This window comes from Palleronia sp. LCG004 (genome assembly GCF_032931615.1).
Classification (GTDB): domain Bacteria; phylum Pseudomonadota; class Alphaproteobacteria; order Rhodobacterales; family Rhodobacteraceae; genus Palleronia.
Map to the genome: position 1 here is coordinate 896344 of NZ_CP136759.1, position 18376 is coordinate 914719.

Annotated in this window: 17 protein-coding genes; 13 read left to right on the forward strand and 4 right to left on the reverse strand. The window is 63.7% G+C overall.

Going from position 1 to position 18376, the window contains the following annotated elements:
* Positions 1 to 52: 52 nt before the first annotated feature.
* Genes fabZ through lpxB form a run of 4 tightly spaced genes read left to right on the forward strand, consistent with a single transcriptional unit; the run spans position 53 to position 3241 of the window.
* On the forward strand, positions 53 to 499 hold the full coding sequence (gene fabZ / locus RVY76_RS04300; RefSeq protein WP_317376093.1) for a 3-hydroxyacyl-ACP dehydratase FabZ: 447 nt from the start codon (positions 53 to 55) through the stop codon (positions 497 to 499).
* The gene (lpxA, locus tag RVY76_RS04305) at positions 496 to 1293 is read left to right on the forward strand and encodes an acyl-ACP--UDP-N-acetylglucosamine O-acyltransferase (RefSeq protein WP_317376095.1); all 798 of its coding nucleotides are present in this window, start codon (positions 496 to 498) and stop codon (positions 1291 to 1293) included. The genes fabZ and lpxA overlap by 4 nt, the downstream gene beginning before the upstream one ends.
* Positions 1290 to 2099: an LpxI family protein gene (locus RVY76_RS04310; protein ID WP_317376096.1), complete on the forward strand. Its 810-nt coding sequence runs from the start codon at positions 1290 to 1292 to the stop codon at positions 2097 to 2099. The genes lpxA and RVY76_RS04310 overlap by 4 nt, the downstream gene beginning before the upstream one ends.
* Positions 2096 to 3241: a lipid-A-disaccharide synthase gene (gene lpxB, locus RVY76_RS04315; RefSeq protein ID WP_317376097.1), complete on the forward strand. Its 1146-nt coding sequence runs from the start codon at positions 2096 to 2098 to the stop codon at positions 3239 to 3241. The genes RVY76_RS04310 and lpxB overlap by 4 nt, the downstream gene beginning before the upstream one ends.
* A 7-nt stretch (positions 3242 to 3248) precedes the next feature.
* On the opposite strand, the gene mnmA is transcribed toward lpxB, so the two are convergent.
* Positions 3249 to 4385, reverse strand: coding sequence for a tRNA 2-thiouridine(34) synthase MnmA (mnmA, locus tag RVY76_RS04320; RefSeq protein ID WP_317376098.1), 1137 nt, complete (start codon positions 4383 to 4385; stop codon positions 3249 to 3251).
* A 45-nt stretch (positions 4386 to 4430) separates the two neighbouring features.
* On the opposite strand from mnmA, the gene RVY76_RS04325 reads away from it, so the two are divergent.
* From RVY76_RS04325 to recG, 4 genes are all read left to right on the forward strand, one after another.
* Complete coding sequence (locus tag RVY76_RS04325) at positions 4431 to 4796, forward strand: DUF1153 domain-containing protein (protein WP_317376100.1); 366 nt, start codon at positions 4431 to 4433, stop codon at positions 4794 to 4796.
* A gap of 102 nt (positions 4797 to 4898) precedes the next feature.
* Entirely contained in the window at positions 4899 to 5612 is a 714-nt protein-coding gene (gene ctrA / locus RVY76_RS04330; protein WP_317376102.1) for a response regulator transcription factor CtrA, read from the forward strand.
* A gap of 74 nt (positions 5613 to 5686) precedes the next feature.
* Entirely contained in the window at positions 5687 to 7975 is a 2289-nt protein-coding gene (gene ligA / locus RVY76_RS04335) for an NAD-dependent DNA ligase LigA (protein WP_317376103.1), read from the forward strand.
* On the forward strand, positions 7972 to 10056 hold the full coding sequence (recG, locus tag RVY76_RS04340) for an ATP-dependent DNA helicase RecG (protein ID WP_317376105.1): 2085 nt from the start codon (positions 7972 to 7974) through the stop codon (positions 10054 to 10056). Before ligA ends, recG begins: the two co-directional genes overlap by 4 nt.
* Here the strand turns inward: recG and RVY76_RS04345 are convergent.
* A complete protein-coding gene (locus RVY76_RS04345; protein ID WP_317376106.1) occupies positions 10040 to 10294 on the reverse strand; it encodes a hypothetical protein in 255 nt (84 codons plus the stop codon). The two genes, recG and RVY76_RS04345, sit on opposite strands and share 17 nt — an antisense overlap.
* 273 nt (positions 10295 to 10567) lie before the next feature.
* On the opposite strand from RVY76_RS04345, the gene trkA reads away from it, so the two are divergent.
* From trkA to RVY76_RS04370, 5 genes are all read left to right on the forward strand, one after another.
* A complete protein-coding gene (gene trkA / locus RVY76_RS04350) occupies positions 10568 to 11944 on the forward strand; it encodes a Trk system potassium transporter TrkA (RefSeq protein ID WP_317376108.1) in 1377 nt (458 codons plus the stop codon).
* A gap of 1 nt (position 11945) precedes the next feature.
* On the forward strand, positions 11946 to 13454 hold the full coding sequence (locus RVY76_RS04355; protein ID WP_317376110.1) for a potassium transporter TrkG: 1509 nt from the start codon (positions 11946 to 11948) through the stop codon (positions 13452 to 13454).
* 111 nt (positions 13455 to 13565) lie between these two features.
* The gene (gene hfq, locus RVY76_RS04360) at positions 13566 to 13805 is read left to right on the forward strand and encodes an RNA chaperone Hfq (RefSeq protein ID WP_317376112.1); all 240 of its coding nucleotides are present in this window, start codon (positions 13566 to 13568) and stop codon (positions 13803 to 13805) included.
* A 34-nt stretch (positions 13806 to 13839) separates the two neighbouring features.
* On the forward strand, positions 13840 to 15090 hold the full coding sequence (hflX, locus tag RVY76_RS04365; protein WP_317376710.1) for a GTPase HflX: 1251 nt from the start codon (positions 13840 to 13842) through the stop codon (positions 15088 to 15090).
* 57 nt (positions 15091 to 15147) lie between these two features.
* Complete coding sequence (locus RVY76_RS04370; protein WP_317376113.1) at positions 15148 to 15579, forward strand: PaaI family thioesterase; 432 nt, start codon at positions 15148 to 15150, stop codon at positions 15577 to 15579.
* A 3-nt stretch (positions 15580 to 15582) separates the two neighbouring features.
* Here the strand turns inward: RVY76_RS04370 and rocF are convergent, their stop codons facing one another.
* Both rocF and typA read right to left on the reverse strand, forming a co-directional pair.
* A complete protein-coding gene (rocF, locus tag RVY76_RS04375) occupies positions 15583 to 16503 on the reverse strand; it encodes an arginase (protein WP_317376115.1) in 921 nt (306 codons plus the stop codon).
* Between the two features lie 7 nt (positions 16504 to 16510).
* Positions 16511 to 18331, reverse strand: coding sequence for a translational GTPase TypA (typA, locus tag RVY76_RS04380; RefSeq protein WP_317376116.1), 1821 nt, complete (start codon positions 18329 to 18331; stop codon positions 16511 to 16513).
* Positions 18332 to 18376 lie beyond the last annotated feature (45 nt).

Consider the following 18376-nt stretch of genomic DNA (forward strand, 5'->3'; position numbering starts at 1 on the left):
TGATACCGATAGGGACGCGCCCGGAGCGCGGTTGCTGTCACGAAGGAACGCTATGACGAAATCGGCCGACATCACCCTGATCCAGCGTTTGCTGCCGCATCGGTATCCCTTTCTGCTCGTCGACCGGGTGGAGGAGATCGATGGCCATCAAAGCGCCGTCGGCATCAAGAACGTCACCGTGAACGAGCCGCATTTTCAGGGCCACTTTCCGGGTCTGCCCATTATGCCGGGCGTCACCATCATCGAGGCGATGGCACAGACGACAGCCGTCATGGTGGGTGTCGACCGGGACCTGGCCGACAAGAACCTGCTCGTCTATTTCATGGGGATCGAGAGCGCCAAGTTCCGTCGCAAGGTGGTGCCGGGAGATCAGCTTCGCATGTACGTCACCACGAAGCGCGGCGGTGGCAAGGTCTGGAAATTCCAGGGCCGCGCCGAAGTGGATGGCGAACTCGCTTGCGAGGCCGAGTTCACGGCGATGATGGACCTGCCTTCGTGAGCATCGACCCTACCGCGATCATCCATCCGCAGGCCATCGTAGAAGAGGGCGCGCGGATCGGTGCCGGTGTCCGGATCGGACCGTTCGCGATCATCGGCCCCGAGGTGATGCTGACCGAGGATGTCGAGATCAAGAGCCATGCGATCGTGACGGGAGCGACGACGATCGGTCCGGGCAGCGTCGTCTTTTCGTTCGCGAGCGTCGGTGAAATCCCCCAGGATCTCAAGTTCGCGGGCGAGGCCACGCGGCTCGAGATCGGCGCGCGTTGCCGGATCCGCGAACATGTGACGATCAATACCGGCACCGAGGGTGGCGGCGGTGTGACCCGCGTCGGGAATGACTGCCTTCTGATGACGGGATGCCACGTCGCGCATGATGCGCAGGTCGGCAATCGCGTCATCATCGTGAACCATTCCGCTGTGGCGGGTCACTGCGTGATCGGCGACGATGTCATTATCGGCGGCCTTTCGGGGATCCATCAATGGGTGCGCATCGGCGAAGGAGCGATCATCGGCGCGGTCACGATGGTCACCCATGACGTGATCCCGCATGCACTTGTCCAGGCCCCGCGGGGTGAACTCGACGGGCTGAACCTCGTCGGTCTCAAGCGCAAGGGCGTGGGGCGCGAGGATATTACCGCGCTCAGGGCTGCGTTCCAGATGCTCAAGCAGGGCGAAGGAGCTTTTCAGGATCGCGCGAGGCGGCTCGGGGCAGAGACCGAAAGCGATTACGTCCGGCGGATCGTCGATTTCGTCCTGTCGCCGAGCGATCGCGGATTTTTGACACCATCATGAAGACGGCACTGATTGCGGGCGAGGGTCGATTACCGCTTTTGCTGGCCGAGCGGGTCGAATTCGACCGGATTGCGGCGCTGGAAGGGTTCGAACCCGAAGGCCTGAAACTGGACCGGAGGTTTCGCGGCGAAACCATCGGCAGCTTTATCGCCGATCTGGCAAGTGAGGGCATTACCCGGATCTGTCTTGCGGGCGGAATTGCACGGCCAGCGCTCGACCCGTCGAAGCTTGATGCCGCGACGATGCCACTCGTCCCGCGTCTTGCGCAAGCGGTGATGGAAGGAGACGACGCCGCCTTGCGTATGGTTCTGACATTTTTCGAGGAATCAGGGATCACTCCAGTCGGCGCGCACGAGCTTTGCCCGGAATTGTTGCCGCCGGAAGGGATGCTCGCCGGGGAATTGACGGATGCGGCACGGCGCGATGTCGATCGCGGTGACGCGATCCTGGCGGCCATGGGCGCTGTTGATATCGGTCAGGCCTGCGTGGTGGCACGGGGCCAGGCACTGGCGATCGAGGCTATGGCCGGCACGGACTGGATGCTCGCCACTCTCGCGGCCGCTCGCGGTCAGGGGCGGCTTGCCGTCGGACTTCCTCAGGGGGGCATTCTCTGCAAGGCACCGAAACCCACGCAGGACCGTCGGGTCGATCTGCCCGCCATCGGGCCGGATACGATCCGCAATGCCGCCGCCGCCGGATTGTCGGGCATCGCGATCGAAGCAGGCGGCGTCATGCTTCTCGATGCGGAGGAAGCCATTGCGTTGTCGCGCGATTCGGGACTTCTGCTCTGGGTCTGGTCGCGATGAAGGTGTTCCTCGTCGCCGGAGAGCCATCCGGCGACCGCCTCGGAGCCGCCCTGATGGATGGCCTCGCGGAACTCTGCGACGAGGTGAGCTTCGAGGGGGTCGGCGGGCCGCTGATGGAGGAACGCGGGCTTGCCTCGCTCTTTCCTATGGAAGAGCTCAGCGTCATGGGGATCGCCGAGGTGCTCCCGAAATATCCCGCATTGCGCAGACGGATGATCGAGACGGCGGATGCGGTCATGACGGTGCGACCCGATGTCCTGATCACGATCGACAGCCCCGATTTCTGCCTGCGCGTCGCCAAGCGGGTCCGCCATCGAATGCGGATCCGAACGGTGCATTACGTGGCCCCGTCCGTCTGGGCCTGGCGGCCGGGCCGGGCAAAGGCGATGGCTCCGCATGTCGACCAGGTCCTCGCGCTGCTGCCGTTCGAGCCGCCCTACATGGAGGCGGCGGGCATGCGCTGCGACTTCGTCGGGCATCCTGTCGTGTCTGAGCCATCGGCCGATCCCCGCCGCGTCCGGGACCTCCGTATGGCAGCGGGGGAGGGACCGCTCGTCGTAGTGCTTCCGGGATCGCGCCGTTCCGAAGTTTCGCGCCTGATGCCAGTCTTCGGTGCCGCGCTGCGCGAACTCGGAAAGGCGCACGAAGGCCTCAGCATTCTTCTTCCGGCCGTGCCGCATCTGGCTGGCATGGTAGCCGATCTTTCGCGAGACTGGCCGGAAACGCTGATCGTGGATTCAAGCGACGCCGGCGAGAAGCGCGCCGCCTTCGCGGCGGCCGATGTCGCGCTCGCGGCGTCCGGTACGGTGTCCCTCGAACTCGCGAAGAACCGGACACCGATGGTCGTGGCCTACGACATGAGCTGGTTGAGCTGGCAGATCATGCACCGCATGGCGCTGATCGATACCGTGACGCTCGTCAATCTGATCGTCGGTCAGAAGATCGTCCCGGAATTCCTCGGACCGAATTGCCAACCGTCGAAGATCGCGGCGGCACTGGCCGATACGATCGAGGCACCGGGCGCGCAGAATGATGCGCTCGACAGAACGATGGCGGAATTGGGGGAAGATGGGCCTGCACCGGGCCTGCGCGCGGCCGCAGCAGTGCTCGACGGCCTCGCACAGGATAAGGAGCGCGGCTGACGAGGGATCAGCCGCGGTGGATCCAGCCTCCGCCGAAGATCCGGCTGCCTTCGCCTGCATAGAAGACGCAGGCCTGTCCGGGCGACACGCCTTCCTCGGCGACAATAAGTTCGACTTCGGCTTCCGTTTCGCTCAACGGGCGGATCACCGCTTCGCGAGGGGGGCGGGTCGAACGCACCTTCACGCCCAGGTTCCATTCGCCGCGTGAAGTGAAAGGCTCGTCCCCGAGCCAGTTGATTTCGCGCACGGGAACTATCCGGGTGGCCAGCATCTCTTTCGGGCCGACCACGACGCGGCGATTCTCGACATCGAGCTTCACGACATAGAGCGGATCAGTGAGGCCGCCTATGCCGAGACCGCGGCGCTGGCCGACGGTGTAGTGGATGACACCGCGATGCTGGCCCAAGACGCGGCCGTCTGCGTGGACGATCTCTCCGGGATCGGCCGCGCCGGGCCGGAGCTTTTCGATGACGCTCGCATAATCGCCATTCGGGACGAAACAGATATCCTGGCTGTCTGGCTTGTCGGCAACCATCAACCCATGACGCTGGGCAAGGGCGCGCGTCTCGGCCTTTGTGGCGAGATGCCCGAGCGGGAACCGCAGGTAGTCGAGCTGGTCGGGTGTCGTCGAGAAGAGGAAATAGCTCTGATCGCGGACCGGATCGGCCGCGGCATGGAGCTCGGCTCCGGCCGGGCCCATGCGGCGCTGGATGTAATGACCCGTCGCCATGCAATCGGCGTCGAGATCCTTCGCTGTCTCCAGCAGGTCCTTGAACTTCACCCGCTCGTTGCATCGGATGCAGGGGACCGGCGTCGCGCCGGCGAGATAGCTGTCAGCGAACTCGTCGATGACGGCCTCGCGGAAGGTGTTCTCGTAATCGAGGACGTAGTGGGGAAAGCCCATCGCTTCGGCCACGCGTCGCGCGTCGTGGATGTCGCGACCAGCGCAGCATGCCCCCTTCTTGGCGAGAGCCGCGCCGTGATCGTAGAGCTGCAGCGTCACACCCACCACGTCGTAGCCTTGGGTCGCCAGTTCGGCCGCAACGACCGAACTGTCGACGCCGCCAGACATCGCGACGACAACGCGGGTCTGGGCCGGCGGCTTGGCAAAGCCGAGCGAATTGAGCTGAGCGTCGAGCGCCATCGCGATGCTCTCCGATGATGTTGGAATTGCATCAAATATAGGAAAATGCCCGACATTCGCAAGGCGAGGTTTCACTCCTCCTTAAAGAGCGCGGCCATAAAACGCCCTACGACCAAGGAATGGGGTAATACCATGTATTTAAAAAAAATCACTGGCCCTCGGGCCGTGACGCTCCCCGACGGGGAGATCCTCAGCCGCGCGGACCTTCCGGATGCCGGAGTGAAGCGCTGGGTCGCGAGCAGAAAGGCCACGATCATCAAGGCAATCGCCGCCGGGCTTATCCGGGAGGACGAAGCCTGTGAAACATACGGAATCAGCCCCGAAGAACTCGAAAGCTGGGCCAATGCAGTCGATCGACACGGAGTCGCCGCATTACGGACGACGCAGTTGCAAAAATATCGACAACTTTAAGATGTTTTTACGGGGGCTGGGATCGTCTCTGAACAAGCCGGTAACACAGCGTTAACCTTTGTATCACAAGGTAAGGTTAATTAATGGCAGCGGAGATGACAGATGCGCGTACTTCTTGTCGAAGATGATCCCACAACCTCCCGTAGTATCGAGTTGATGCTCACCCACGCCAATCTGAACGTCTACGCGACAGATCTGGGAGAGGAGGGAATCGATCTCGCGAAGCTTTACGATTACGATCTGATCCTGCTCGATCTAAATCTTCCGGACATGCACGGACACGAGGTGCTCCGGCAGCTCCGGCTGGCGCGGATCAACACGCCGATCCTCATCCTCACGGGATCCGATGACACCGAAACCAAGATCAAGGGTTTCGGCTTCGGCGCGGACGATTACCTGACGAAGCCGTTCCACCGCGAGGAACTCGTCGCACGCATCCACGCGATCATCCGTCGGTCGAAAGGGCATTCGCAGTCGGTCATCTCGACGGGCAAGATCGTCGTGAACCTCGACGCGAAATCGGTCGAGACGGACGGACAGCAGATCCATCTGACCGGCAAGGAGTATCAAATGCTCGAACTGCTGTCGCTGAGGAAGGGCACGACCCTTACCAAGGAGATGTTCCTCAACCATCTCTATGGCGGCATGGACGAGCCGGAACTGAAGATCATCGACGTCTTCATCTGCAAGCTTCGCAAGAAGCTCAGCCAAGCGACGGGTGGCGACAATTACATCGAAACCGTCTGGGGGCGTGGTTACGTCCTTCGCGATCCCGAGGTCGCTCAACGCAGGGTCCCGATCGCCGCGGCCAGCTGAACCTGCCGCGAATGCTGGACGCCCCGGTCCGCCCGTCCTAGAACCGCCTTCGATGAGGCGGTACGGGGAATGTCATGGCCCATGCGAAGGCCGGCGATGCCGGCAGGACCGAGGCGGATGCGCAGGGACCGGACACCCTCGATGCGGCCGGGGCCGAGGCGGAGCTCGCCCGGCTGGCCGATCTGCTGGTCCGTGCCGATGCCGCATATCACCGTGACGACGCGCCGACCCTCTCCGATGCCGAATACGACGCGCTGAAGCGCCGCAATCGCGAGATCGAAGACCGGTTTCCAGCACTGAAACGGGTCGACTCGCCCAGCGAACGCGTGGGCGCGACACCTTCCGAAGGTTTTTCAAAGGTTCGCCACTCGCAGCGGATGCTGTCGCTCGGAAACGCGTTTGACGAAGACGACGTGGGGGAGTTCGAGCGCTCGGTTCGGTCGTATCTGGGGTTTGGCCCGGAGGCGGAACTCGACTTCGTTGCCGAGCCCAAGATCGACGGGCTTTCTCTGTCGCTGCGGTACGAGAACGGTAAACTCGTCCAAGCTGCCACTCGCGGTGACGGGCAGGTCGGAGAGAACGTCACCGACAATGCCCGCACGGTCGCCTCGATTCCCCAGACGCTCGACGGCGCGCCTGACATCCTCGAAGTGCGCGGCGAAGTGTACATGAGCCACCGCGATTTCGCGGCTCTCAACGCACGGCAGGAAGAGGCTGGTCAGAAAGTCTTCGCCAACCCGCGGAATGCCGCGGCAGGATCGCTCAGACAGCTTGATTCCCGTATTACGGCATCGCGGCCGCTCGCCTTCTTCGCCTATGCATGGGGGGAGGTATCCGAAGTGCCGGGCGAGACCCAGATCGAAGTCTTGGCCCGGCTTGCTGACCTCGGTTTCGTCGTGAACGACCGCACCGTCATCTGTCGCGATCCGGCCGAGATGATCGCCCACTACGATAAGATCGCCGAGGATCGTCACGGGCTCGGCTACGATATCGACGGCGTGGTCTACAAGGTGAACGACCTTGCGTTGCAGCGCAGGCTCGGGACACGATCGACGACTCCCCGCTGGGCAATCGCGCACAAGTTTCCCGCCGAGCTTGCCTGGACGCGGCTCGAACGCATCGAGATACAGGTGGGGCGCACCGGCGCGCTCAGCCCCGTCGCGCGCCTCGACCCCGTGACCGTCGGGGGGGTCGTGGTATCGAATGCGACCCTTCACAACGAGGATTACATCGCCGGCCGCGACAATCGCGGTGCGCCGATCCGGGAGGGGCGCGACATTCGCGAAGGGGATCTGGTTCAGGTCTATCGCGCTGGGGACGTCATTCCCAAGATTGCCGATGTCGACGTCGATAAGAGGCCGAAAGGTGCGGAACCCTACGTGTTCCCCGAAGAATGCCCCGATTGTGGATCCGACGCGATTCGCGAACCGGGCGATTCCGTCCGCCGCTGTTCGGGCGGTCTTATCTGCCCCGCGCAGGCGGTCGAACGGCTGAAGCACTTCGTGAGTCGGGCGGCCTTCGATATTGAAGGACTCGGGGCGAAACTGGTCGAGGATCTCTATCGCGAAGAGTGGATACGGGAGCCGGCTGACATCTTCGAGCTGGAAGCCCGCTATGGCCCGGGCAACGCCCGCCAGCTGAGCAAACGCGATGGCTGGGGCGAGAAGAGCGCTGCGAACCTTTACCGTGCGATCGAGGAGAAACGGCGCATTCCTCTGTCGCGCCTGATCTTCGCGCTCGGGGTGCGGCATGTGGGCGAGGTCGCGGCCGCTGATCTCGCGCGGCATTACGGCAGCTGGGCGAACTTCGTCGCTGCTTGCGACGCGGCCGCGCCGGCGGCTCTGCGCCATGCCGAGGCCGAAGAAGCGGTTGCCGCGGAACGCGCGACGGCCGCGGCCGAGAACCGGCGTGCGCAGGTGGCTGCTCGGTCGAAGGCAGTATGGCAGGCAGAGCCGGACATTTCCGAAGCGGCGAGCGCCTGGAACGAGATGACTGCGATCGACGGGATCGGGCAGGTCGTGGCGCAGGCCCTCGCGACGACTTTCGCGCAGACGCGCGAGCGGGCCTCCATCGACCGGCTGGTCGACCATCTGGACATCGAGGATGAGGCGGCAATCGGTGTGACCGACAGTCCCGTCGCGGGCAAGACGGTCGTCTTCACCGGCACCCTCGAAAAGATGACACGGGCCGAGGCAAAGGCGCGGGCCGAAGCGCTCGGTGCGAAGGTGTCTGGGTCCGTCTCGGGCAAGACCGACCTCCTGGTCGCCGGGCCGGGAGCGGGGTCAAAGGCTGCAAAGGCTGCCGAGCTTGGCGTTCAGGTGCTGGACGAGGATGGCTGGCGCGCGCTTATCGGCGAGGCATGAGCCGGCCGGAGGTCCTGTTTCCGCTTTTCGCGGATCTGACGGTACTCGATGGCGTGGGGCCGAAAACCGCGCAGCATTTCGCAGGTTTGCGCGTGGAGCGGCCGCGAGATCTGCTTTTCACGTTGCCCCATTCGGGGATCGACAGGACGAGGCGCGACTCGATCCGCGATGTGACGGCCCCGGCGACCGTGACGGTCGAGGTCACTGTCGGGCGCCATATTGCCCCGGCTGGCAAGGGACCTGCGCGTGTCGAGGTGACGGATGCGCGAACCTCCTTCTTTTTAGTCTTCTTCCATGCGCGCGGGGATTGGTTGGCGCGGCACCTGCCGGTGGGCGAGCGCAGGATCGTGTCCGGTCGGCTGGAATTGTTCGACGGCGTGGCGCAGATGGTCCATCCCGACCATATCCTGCGCCCCGACGACGGCGATGCGATCCCGGCCTACGAACCTGTCTATCCGCTGAGCGCGGGGCTGACGCAGCGGCTGATGATGCGCGCCATCGCCTCGGCGATCGCGCGTGCACCCGATCTTGGCGAATGGGCGGATCCGGCACTCGTCGCACGCGAAGGCTGGCCCAACTGGAAGGATGCGATCGCGGCAGCCCACCGGCCCGAGGGGGCGGGCGATCTGTCATCCGAAGCTCCCGCGCGGCAGCGGTTGGCCTATGACGAACTCTTCGCGCATCAGATGACGCTCGCGCTCGCTCGCGCGAAGCGTCGCGCGCGGAAGGGTGCCAGCACGCGCGCCGACGGCGTGTTGCGACGGCGGACGCTCGAAGCATTGCCCTATGCGCCGACTGGCGCACAATCGCGCGCGATCGCCGAGATCGAAACCGACATGGCCGGGTCCAACCGGATGAACAGGCTTCTGCAGGGCGATGTCGGTTCCGGCAAGACACTGGTCGCGTTCATGGCGCTGCTTGTCGCGGTCGAGGCTGGAGGGCAGGGCGCGCTGATGGCCCCGACCGAGATCCTCGCCCGGCAGCATCTCGAAGCATTGCAACCGCTGGCAGAGGCGGTCGGCGTGAGGCTCGAGATCCTGACCGGGCGTGACAAGGGAGGCGAACGCGAAGCGAAGCTCGCAGCGCTTGCCGATGGCGGAATCGGGATCCTCGTCGGTACGCATGCCGTCTTTCAGCAGGATGTCGCCTTTCACGACCTTCGGCTCGCCATCGTGGACGAGCAGCATCGCTTCGGTGTGCGTCAACGACTGGAACTCGGCGCGAAGGGCCGTGCGGTCGATGTGCTCGTCATGACCGCGACGCCAATTCCAAGGTCGCTGAGCCTTGCGCAATACGGCGATATGGATGTCTCGATCCTCGACGAGAAGCCGCCGGGGCGAAAGCCGGTGCAGACGGCACTGCTCAACATCGAAAAGCTCGGCGCGGTCGTCGAGCGGTTGCGGGCGGCCATCACCGAGCGGCGGCAGGCCTACTGGGTCTGTCCGCTGGTAGGCGAGTCGGAGGTGAGCGACCTCGCTGCCGCCGAGGAACGGTTCGAGCATCTTCGCGCGACATTGGGCGAAGGGAATGTCGGGCTCGTCCACGGTCAGATGCCATCCGCCGACAAGGACGCGGCGATGGCGCGCTTCGTGTCGGGCGAGGTTCCGGTCCTCGTCGCGACGACCGTGATCGAGGTCGGGGTCAACGTGCCTGCGGCGTCCATCATGGTGATCGAGCGCGCCGAGAGCTTCGGGCTGGCGCAGCTTCACCAGTTGCGCGGACGGGTCGGGCGGGGCTCGGCAGCTTCGACCTGCCTTCTGCTCTATCGTGCACCGCTGGGCGAGACGGCACGGCGCAGGCTCGAGATCCTGCGCGAGACGGAGGACGGATTCCGCATCGCGGAGGAGGATCTTGCGCTCAGGGGGGCGGGCGATCTGATCGGGCATGCCCAATCGGGCCTTCCGCGGTTCCGCGTTGCCGATCTCGAAAGGCAGGCGGGTCTCATGCGCATCGCACAGGACGACGCCCGGGCTTTTCTAGAACGGGATCCGGACCTTCAGTCGGAACGCGGAAGGGCGATACGTATCCTTCTGTGGTTGATGGAGCAGGACCGCGCAATCCGCCTCATATCAGTGGGTTAGGCTTAGCCAGCCAAAGAATCCACCTTTTGTTCACCAAAAGTTCTTGCAATGCGAAGGTCGAAGTGAGAACAAAGTGGCAACAGAGGATGGAGGCACGGCCATGAGAGAACGGATCAGGATCATCACGACGCGCTACGAAACGCTGGCCGAAGATGTTGCCGGTTGCACAGCGCTCTTTCTGCTTCTTCTCGCGGCTCTCCATTTTCCGGTCATTTTCTGAAGTCTCTGCCTGCGTCATTGCCGCAACCGGTCTGCATCTGACCTTCCCATCGTGAATGATGCTTCTCTCTCACCCGGGGCCTGTCTCTTGCCCGGTTGGCCGGTGCGCAATGCGCCACTCCGCCGCCATCCTCTGCCGGGATGTGCGGCGGTTTTTTTGGGGTCGCCATTAGTCCATGAGGGGGCCAGGATACGTTGCTGCCGCCCAGGGACAGGCAGGAACGATCCGGCTTGAAGCCTTCCCCTCCCGCATGGCAAGGTCACGGTCGATCGGTGCACCTGCGGAGATCCCATGCAAATCATCATCTGCGGTGCGGGTCAGGTTGGCTGGCAGATCGCCCGCCATCTTGCGGGCGAGCGCAACAACGTGACCGTCGTGGACAACAATGCGGATCTGGTGCGTCACGCGACCGATGCGCTCGATGTTCAGGGTATCCACGGTCACGCCTCCTATCCCGACATTCTCGAGCGCGCAGGCGCACGCGATGCCGACATGATCATCGCGGCAACCCATTCCGACGAGGTGAACATGGTCACCTGTCAGGTCGCGCATTCGGTCTTCGCCGTTCCGCGCAAGATCGCGCGGCTTCGGGCGCAGAGCTATCTCGACGCGATCTATTCCGATCTCTACCGTCGCGATCACATGCCGATCGACGTGGTCATCAGCCCCGAGAAGGAGGTTGCAGAGGCCGCGCTCCGGCGTCTTTCTGCTCCGGCCGCCTTCGACACGCAGACTTTTGCCGGCGGGAAGGTGCAGCTGCTTGGGATCGTCCTCGACGAGGAATGCCCCGTTCTCAACACGCCTCTGAAGCAGCTCACCGACCTCTTTTCGACGCTCCGCTCTTTGGTCGTCGGCATCAGGCGGGCAGGGCAGCTCTTCGCGCCCACGCCGGGCGACCAGCTGTTCGCGGACGACGAGATCTATATCATCTCGCACCGCGACGATGTCGGTCGCGCGATGGAGATCTTCGGCAAGGAGACCCGGAGCCAGGATCGCGTCGTGATCATTGGCGGCGGCAATGTGGGCCTCGCGGTCGCACGTGCGCTGGAGGCAAGCCCGAAGAGAATTCGCGCCAAGATGATCGAGCGGGATCGCCCGAACGCCGAACGGGCGGCCGACGCGCTTGACCGGACGATCGTGCTGCATGGCGATGGAATGGATATCGATATCCTGAACGAGGCCAACATCGCCCGCGCCGATGCTGTCCTGTGCGTGACCGACGACGACAAGGTGAACCTGTTGTCCTCGGTCCGGGCAAAGCAGGCGGGCTGCCGCATGTCGATATGCCTGGTCAACGATCCGTCCCTCCAGCCGATGATGCGTCCGCTCGAGATCGACGCCTTCATCAATCCACGTTCCACGACGGTGAGCTCGATCCTGCGGCATATTCGGCATGGCCGGGTTCGCGCGGTCTATTCGATCGGCGATGCCGAGGCCGAAGTGATCGAGGCGCAGGTCCTGTCGACCTCGCCCATGGCGGGACGGATCGTGCGCGATCTCGACTTTCCCGAGGGCGCGCTCATCGGCGCGATCGAGAAGGACGGAAAGATCGTCCGCCCGAGCAGCACGACACGGATCGACGAGGGAGATGTCATCGTCCTGTTCTCGTTGACCGCGGACGTGCCGGCGGTCGAACGCCTGTTCCAGGTCTCGATCGATTTCTTCTGAGATGCTGGAGCGTATAAGGACGCTTCCGCTGTTCCTGGCCCTGATGGGGGTCGGTGCCCTCGCGATGCTCGTGCCGGCGATACATGCCTACCGGATCCGCGATCTCGAGATTGCGCGGGTGTTCTTCTATTCGTCCATCCTGTTCCTGATCCTCACCACTCTTCTTGCGATCGCGACGGGAAAGGATCGGACCGATCGGCCGGTGCGTGCCGATCTGATGGCCCTTGCCGCGGCTTTTCTTCTCCTGCCGCTGATGCTGGCCGTGCCGGTGCAGCAATCGCTCGACGGAATGCGGTTGCTCGACGCGTGGTTCGAGATGGTCAGCGCCATGACCACCACCGGCGCGACCATGTATCCGTCCGAAGATGCCCTGATGCCGAGCGTGCATCTCTGGCGTGGCCTCGTGGGGTGGATGGGGGGCTTCCTTTTCTGGGTTTCGGCGCTCGCCATCTTCGCTCCGCTCAGCCTTGGCGGTTTCGAGGTCGTGTCGGCCGACCAGAGCAACGCGGCCCGCGCGCGGCTGCGGATGACCCGTCAGCGCGATGCGATGGAGCGGTTTTCCGTTCATGCGGCCCGACTGGCACCCATCTACGGAGGACTTACGTTCGCGCTCTGGATCCTGCTCGCCGCGACGGGGATGGATCCGCTGCGTGGAATGGTCGTCGCGATGGCCACCCTTTCGACCTCGGGGATCGAATTGCAGCCGGCGGGCACGCTTGGGATCGTCCCCGAGATCTTCATTTTCGCCTTTCTCATCTTTGCGATCTCGCGACTGACCTTCAGCACTGACCGGATCAGGCGGGCACCGGGATACCTGTTTCGCGACCCCGAGATCAGGCTGGCTGTGGTACTGGTCCTGGCGGTGCCGACGTTCCTTTTCGTCAGGCACTGGATCGCCGCGCCGTCGTACAACGGGGCCGAGGATATTCCCCAGGCGCTGCGCGTGCTCTGGGGCGGGCTTTTCACGACGCTGAGCTATCTCACGACGACGGGGTTCGAATCGTCGGCCTTTGCCGATGCGCGGACGTGGTCGGGGCTCGAGACGCCGGGTCTGATCCTGCTGGGCCTTGCGCTCTTCGGAGGTGGGATCGCGACGACCGCGGGGGGCGTGAAGCTTCTGAGGATCTATGCGCTCTACAAGCACGGCACGCGCGAGATGGAGCGTCTCATCCACCCTCATTCGATCGGCGGTTCGGGATCGGCCGCGCGACGGTTGAGACGCGAAGGCGCGTTCGTCGCGTGGATCTTCTTCATGCTCTTTGCGATGTCCGCCGCGGTGACGGCGGGTGCCTTGGCGCTGCTGGGTTCGCCCTTCGAGGCCTCGGTGGTCCTTGCCATTTCGGCCCTCTCCACCACCGGGCCGCTCGCCTATACCGCCGGCGAGGCACCGATCCTCTACGGCACCCTGACCGAGACGGCGCGGGTCGTGCTCGCGCTCGCAATGGTTCTCGGGCGGCTCGAGACTCTGGCGCTCATTGCGCTCTTCAATCGCGATTTCTGGCGCGATTGACCGTATCGCGTGTGAGTTTACGGGTGGAATGTCGCTGCAGGGCGTTTCATACTCCGACCGTTTCAACCCGCGCGCTTTGCCGCCAAGAATAACGAATGTCAGGGACACGTCATGGCTTCCGAAAAACAGAACCTGCAGGAGACCTTCCTCAACCACGTGCGCAAGACAAAGGTGCCCGTGACGATCTTTTTGATCAACGGCGTGAAACTTCAGGGCGTCATAACCTGGTTCGACAATTTCTGCGTACTGCTGCGCCGGGACGGTCAGTCGCAGCTGGTGTTCAAGGGCGCGATCTCGACAATCATGCCGTCGCAACCCATCCAGCTCTACGAAGGCGACGACGGTCAGTGAACCCGATCGTGTCCGCCGACGTTCACCGCACATGATGCGCGCATGGGTCCTGCACCCCGAACTCCTTTCCGAACGTGACCGTCGCGATGCCCAGCCTGCGCTGGACGAGGCGATCGCCCTGGCCGCGGCCCTTCCTGACCTGCATGTCGCGGGCGGCGAGATCGTGCGCCTCCAGCGACCGCACCCGAAGCATCTCTTCGGTACGGGCAAACTGGATGAGTTGAAGGCCAGGATCGAGGCCGAAGAAGTCGGGCTCGTCCTCATCGACGGTCCGGTAAGCCCTGTTCAGCAGCGTAATCTGGAAAAGACCTGGGGCGTGAAGCTCCTCGATCGGACCGGTCTGATCCTTGAGATCTTCTCGGATCGTGCGCGCACGCGCGAGGGTGTTCTGCAGGTCGAGATGGCCGCGCTCAGCTATCAGCGGACCCGCCTGGTCCGTGCCTGGACCCACCTGGAACGGCAGCGCGGTGGTCTCGGATTCGTCGGTGGCCCTGGCGAGACGCAGATCGAGGCCGACCGCCGTGCCATCGACGAACAACTCAATCGGCTCAAGAAGCAATTGGGGAAGGTCGTCAAGACACGGGAACTGCATCGCGCGGCCCGCGCCAAGATTCCGTTCCCGATTGTTGCGCTGGTCGGCTATACCAATGCCGGAAAGTCGACGCTTTTCAACCGGATGACCGGGGCGGACGTCATGGCAGAGGATATGCTCTTCGCGACGCTCGACCCGACGATGCGTGCGGTCGATCTGCCCTCCGGCAAACGTGTCATCCTCAGCGATACTGTTGGGTTCATCTCCGATCTGCCGACCCAGCTTGTCGCGGCCTTTCGGGCCACGCTCGAAGAAGTTCTGGCTGCCGATCTTGTCGTCCATGTGCGCGATATCAGCCATGACGAGACCGAAGAGCAGGCGCAGGATGTTCGTGCGATCCTCTCGGATCTGGGCGTAAGTGACGACACGCCACAAATCGAGGTGTGGAACAAGACCGATCTGCTGGACGCGGAATCGCGTGAAACGGCCCAAATGCTCGCGTCCCGCCGCGAAGGCGTGATATCGCTCTCGGCACTGACGGGTGACGGAATGCAGGCGCTTACCGATGCCATCGGTTCGGAGCTCGACGAGAAACGCAGCCGCAAGACGCTGACCCTGCCCTTCGAGGCGGGACAAAGGCGTGCGTGGCTCTACGAGCAAGGCGTGGTCGAGGACGAAGCACCGCAAGAGAACGGAATGGCGCTGACGGTCAATTGGACGGCGCGGCAGGCCCGCGCGTTTCACGACCTCTGATCATCGCTTGTCCTTGGGTGCCCGCCCGTTCACCCTTTCCACGACAGGGGAGGGTACATGGGCATTCTGATGGACAAGGACGCGCTGGATGCATTTCTCCGGCGCGAATTCCCGCAGATCGGGGATGACTTCTCGATCGAGGACGTGACGCTTGAAGGTGCGCGTGTACGCTTGAACGTGAGCGACAAGCATCTCCGCCCCGGCGGCACTGTATCCGGGCCCAGCATGTTCGCGTTGGCGGATGTCAGCGTCTATCTCGCGATCCTTGCACGACTTGGTCCCGTCGGCCTTGCGGTTACGACCAGTTGTGCGATCGACTTCCTTCGAAAGCCGGCATCGGGGAGGGATCTCGTCGCCTCGACGCGACTGCTGAAAGTCGGACGTGTGCTTGTCGTCGGTGATGTCCTGATCCATTCCGAGGGCATGGAAGAGCCGGTCGCGCGGGCGTCACTGACCTATTCGATCCCACCCGAAAAACCCGACAGCTGAAGTTCAGGCCTCGATGAAGCCCTGCGTGGGGCGATCGAAGATCCGCCGGCCCATCAGCGATGCGGTCAGGTCGACCATCAGCTGTGCTGTCTTTCCCCGCTCGTCGAGGGCCGGGTTGAGCTCGACGAGATCGAGAGAGGTCACGACATCCGCTTCACTCAGGACTTCCATCACGAGATGCGCTTCTCGAAATGTAAGTCCGCCGGGAACCGTCGTCCCGACCGCGGGAGCGATCATCGGGTCCATCAGATCGACATCGAGCGAGACATGCAAATCGCCACCCGCTGCCGCGACACGCCGGAGGAAGGCTCGCAACGGCGCGGCGATCCCGGTCTCGTCGATTTCGCGCATATCGTGGGTGGAAATTGCACTTTGTTCCAAAGCGCGCTTCTCCGCTCCGTCGACGGAGCGCAGCCCGATCATCGCGACGCGATCTTCGAGTACTGGCGCGACGAGCGGCGGAAAGGCATCGAAGCCCGACTGACCGGTCACGTATGCCACGGGACAGCCATGAAGATTGCCCGAGGATGACGAGGCCGGACTATGGAAATCGCTATGGGCGTCGAGCCAGAGCACGAAGAGCGGTCGCTTGCGGTCGGCCGAACGCGCGGCCATGCCTGCGACGCTTCCCATGGAAAGCGCATGATCGCCGCCCATGAACACGACGAGCCCATCAGAGGACCGCCCCCAACCGGCAAGCGCCTCGGTCCAGGCAACGGTTTCGGGCAGTGCGTGCAGATGAGCGGGGCCGTCGATCTGCCGGATCTCGCCCGGGGCGATATTGCCCGCGTCGCTTACGGAATGGCCGAGATCCGTCAAGGTCTCGGCGAGGCCTGCCACACGATAGGCGTCGGGCCCCATCAGACATCCCCGGCGTGCCTTGCCGCAATCCAGTGGCACGCCGAGGAGGGTGATCCGGGCCACAGGCTCCTCAGCCAGCGGCCTTGGCGTTCCGCTTGCGCTCGTTCGGGTCGAGATAGCGCTTGCGAAGACGGATGGCGTTCGGCGTCACCTCGACGAGTTCGTCATCGTCGATATACGAGATTGCCTGTTCCAGCGTCAGCGTGACCGGGGTGGTCAGGCGCACCGCGTCGTCGGTGCCGCTCGCCCGCACGTTGGTGAGCTTCTTGCCCTTGAGCGGGTTCACCTCGAGATCGTTGTCGCGGTTGTGCTCGCCCAGGATCATGCCGGTATAGACGTCTTCCTGCGCGCCGATGAAGAACTTGCCGCGATCCTCGAGATTCCAGAGCGCGTAGGCCACGGACTGACCGTTCTCCATCGAGATCAGCACCCCTTGCCGCCGGCCAGGGATCGGGCCCTTGTGCGGGGCCCAGGTATGGAAGACGCGGTTCAGGACGCCCGTGCCGCGCGTGTCGGTCAGGAACTCGCCGTGATAGCCGATGAGCCCGCGTGACGGGACATGTGCGATGATCCGCGTCTTGCCGGCGCCTGCCTGCTTCATCTCCACCAGATCGGCCTTGCGTGCGCCGGTCAGCTTTTCGATGACGGCTCCGGAATACTCGTCGTCGACGTCGATCGTGGCTTCCTCGATGGGCTCGAGAAGCTGTCCGTCGACTTCGCGGAGAAGCACCTGCGGACGCGAGATGCTCAGCTCGAACCCTTCGCGGCGCATGTTCTCGATGAGGACGCCCATCTGCAATTCGCCGCGGCCCGCGACCTCGAAGGCCTCACCGCCGGGCGTGTCGGTGACCTTGATCGCGACGTTCGTCTCGGCTTCCTTCATCAGGCGCTCGCGGATGACGCGCGACTGCACCTTCTTGCCGTCGCGGCCGGCAAGCGGGCTGTCGTTGATGCCGAAGGTCACCGTGATCGTTGGCGGATCGATGGGCTGCGAGGGCAGCGCACTGTCGACGGCAAGCGCACAGATCGTGTCTGCCACCGTGGCCTTGGCCATGCCCGAGAGCGTGACGATATCGCCCGCAACGGCCTCGTCGATGTCGTCGTAACCGAGGCCGCGGAACGCCTGGATACGCGAGACACGGAACTGTTCGATTTTCTGGCCCTGCCGGGACAACGCCTGCACCGTGGCACCGGCCTTGAGACGGCCCGATTCGACCCGGCCCGTCAGGAGCCGCCCGAGGAACGGATCGGCCGACAGGGTTGTCGCCAGCATGGCGAAATCCTCGTCCTGCCGGCTCTGCTGCTTGGGGGGCGGAACGTGCCGGACGATGAGATTGAAAAGCGCGTCGAGATTCTTACGCGGTCCGTCGAGCTCGCTGTCGCACCAGCCGTTGCGGCCCGAGGCGTAGAGATGCGGGAAGTCGAGCTGATCCTCGTCGGCATCGAGCGATGCGAAGAGATCGAAGACCTCGTCCAGCGCGCGGTCGGGCTCGGCATCCGGCTTGTCGACCTTGTTCAGCACCACGATGGGTCTGAGGCCGAGGGCCAAGGCCTTCGACGTCACGAACTTCGTCTGCGGCATCGGCCCTTCGGCCGCATCGACAAGAAGGACGACTCCGTCGACCATGGACAGGATCCGCTCGACCTCGCCGCCGAAATCGGCGTGTCCGGGGGTGTCCACGATATTGATGCGCGTCGATTTCCATTCGACGGACGTATTCTTGGCGAGGATGGTGATCCCGCGCTCGCGCTCGAGATCGTTGCTGTCGAGCGCGCGCTCGGCAACGGCCTGGTTCTCGCGAAACGCGCCGGATTGCTTCAGGAGCTCGTCGACGAGCGTGGTCTTACCATGGTCGACATGGGCGATGATCGCGATGTTGCGCAGATCCATTGGGACAGCCTTGGATGGGATGGGTTGCGCGCGCCTTACAATCAT

Excerpts from the sequence above, each read along its gene's own strand:
- fabZ (WP_317376093.1), top strand. The coding sequence starts at position 53 with ATGACGAAATCGGCCGACATCACCCTGATCCAGCGTTTGCTGCCGCAT.
- RVY76_RS04310 (WP_317376096.1), top strand. The coding sequence starts at position 1,290 with ATGAAGACGGCACTGATTGCGGGCGAGGGTCGATTACCGCTTTTGCTG.
- lpxB (WP_317376097.1), top strand. The coding sequence starts at position 2,096 with ATGAAGGTGTTCCTCGTCGCCGGAGAGCCATCCGGCGACCGCCTCGGA.
- mnmA (WP_317376098.1), bottom strand. The coding sequence starts at position 4,385 with ATGGCGCTCGACGCTCAGCTCAATTCGCTCGGCTTTGCCAAGCCGCCG.
- RVY76_RS04325 (WP_317376100.1), top strand. The coding sequence starts at position 4,431 with ATGCCCGACATTCGCAAGGCGAGGTTTCACTCCTCCTTAAAGAGCGCG.
- ctrA (WP_317376102.1), top strand. The coding sequence starts at position 4,899 with ATGCGCGTACTTCTTGTCGAAGATGATCCCACAACCTCCCGTAGTATC.
- ligA (WP_317376103.1), top strand. The coding sequence starts at position 5,687 with ATGGCCCATGCGAAGGCCGGCGATGCCGGCAGGACCGAGGCGGATGCG.
- recG (WP_317376105.1), top strand. The coding sequence starts at position 7,972 with ATGAGCCGGCCGGAGGTCCTGTTTCCGCTTTTCGCGGATCTGACGGTA.
- RVY76_RS04345 (WP_317376106.1), bottom strand. The coding sequence starts at position 10,294 with ATGACGCAGGCAGAGACTTCAGAAAATGACCGGAAAATGGAGAGCCGC.
- trkA (WP_317376108.1), top strand. The coding sequence starts at position 10,568 with ATGCAAATCATCATCTGCGGTGCGGGTCAGGTTGGCTGGCAGATCGCC.
- RVY76_RS04355 (WP_317376110.1), top strand. The coding sequence starts at position 11,946 with ATGCTGGAGCGTATAAGGACGCTTCCGCTGTTCCTGGCCCTGATGGGG.
- hfq (WP_317376112.1), top strand. The coding sequence starts at position 13,566 with ATGGCTTCCGAAAAACAGAACCTGCAGGAGACCTTCCTCAACCACGTG.
- hflX (WP_317376710.1), top strand. The coding sequence starts at position 13,840 with ATGCGCGCATGGGTCCTGCACCCCGAACTCCTTTCCGAACGTGACCGT.
- RVY76_RS04370 (WP_317376113.1), top strand. The coding sequence starts at position 15,148 with ATGGGCATTCTGATGGACAAGGACGCGCTGGATGCATTTCTCCGGCGC.
- typA (WP_317376116.1), bottom strand. The coding sequence starts at position 18,331 with ATGGATCTGCGCAACATCGCGATCATCGCCCATGTCGACCATGGTAAG.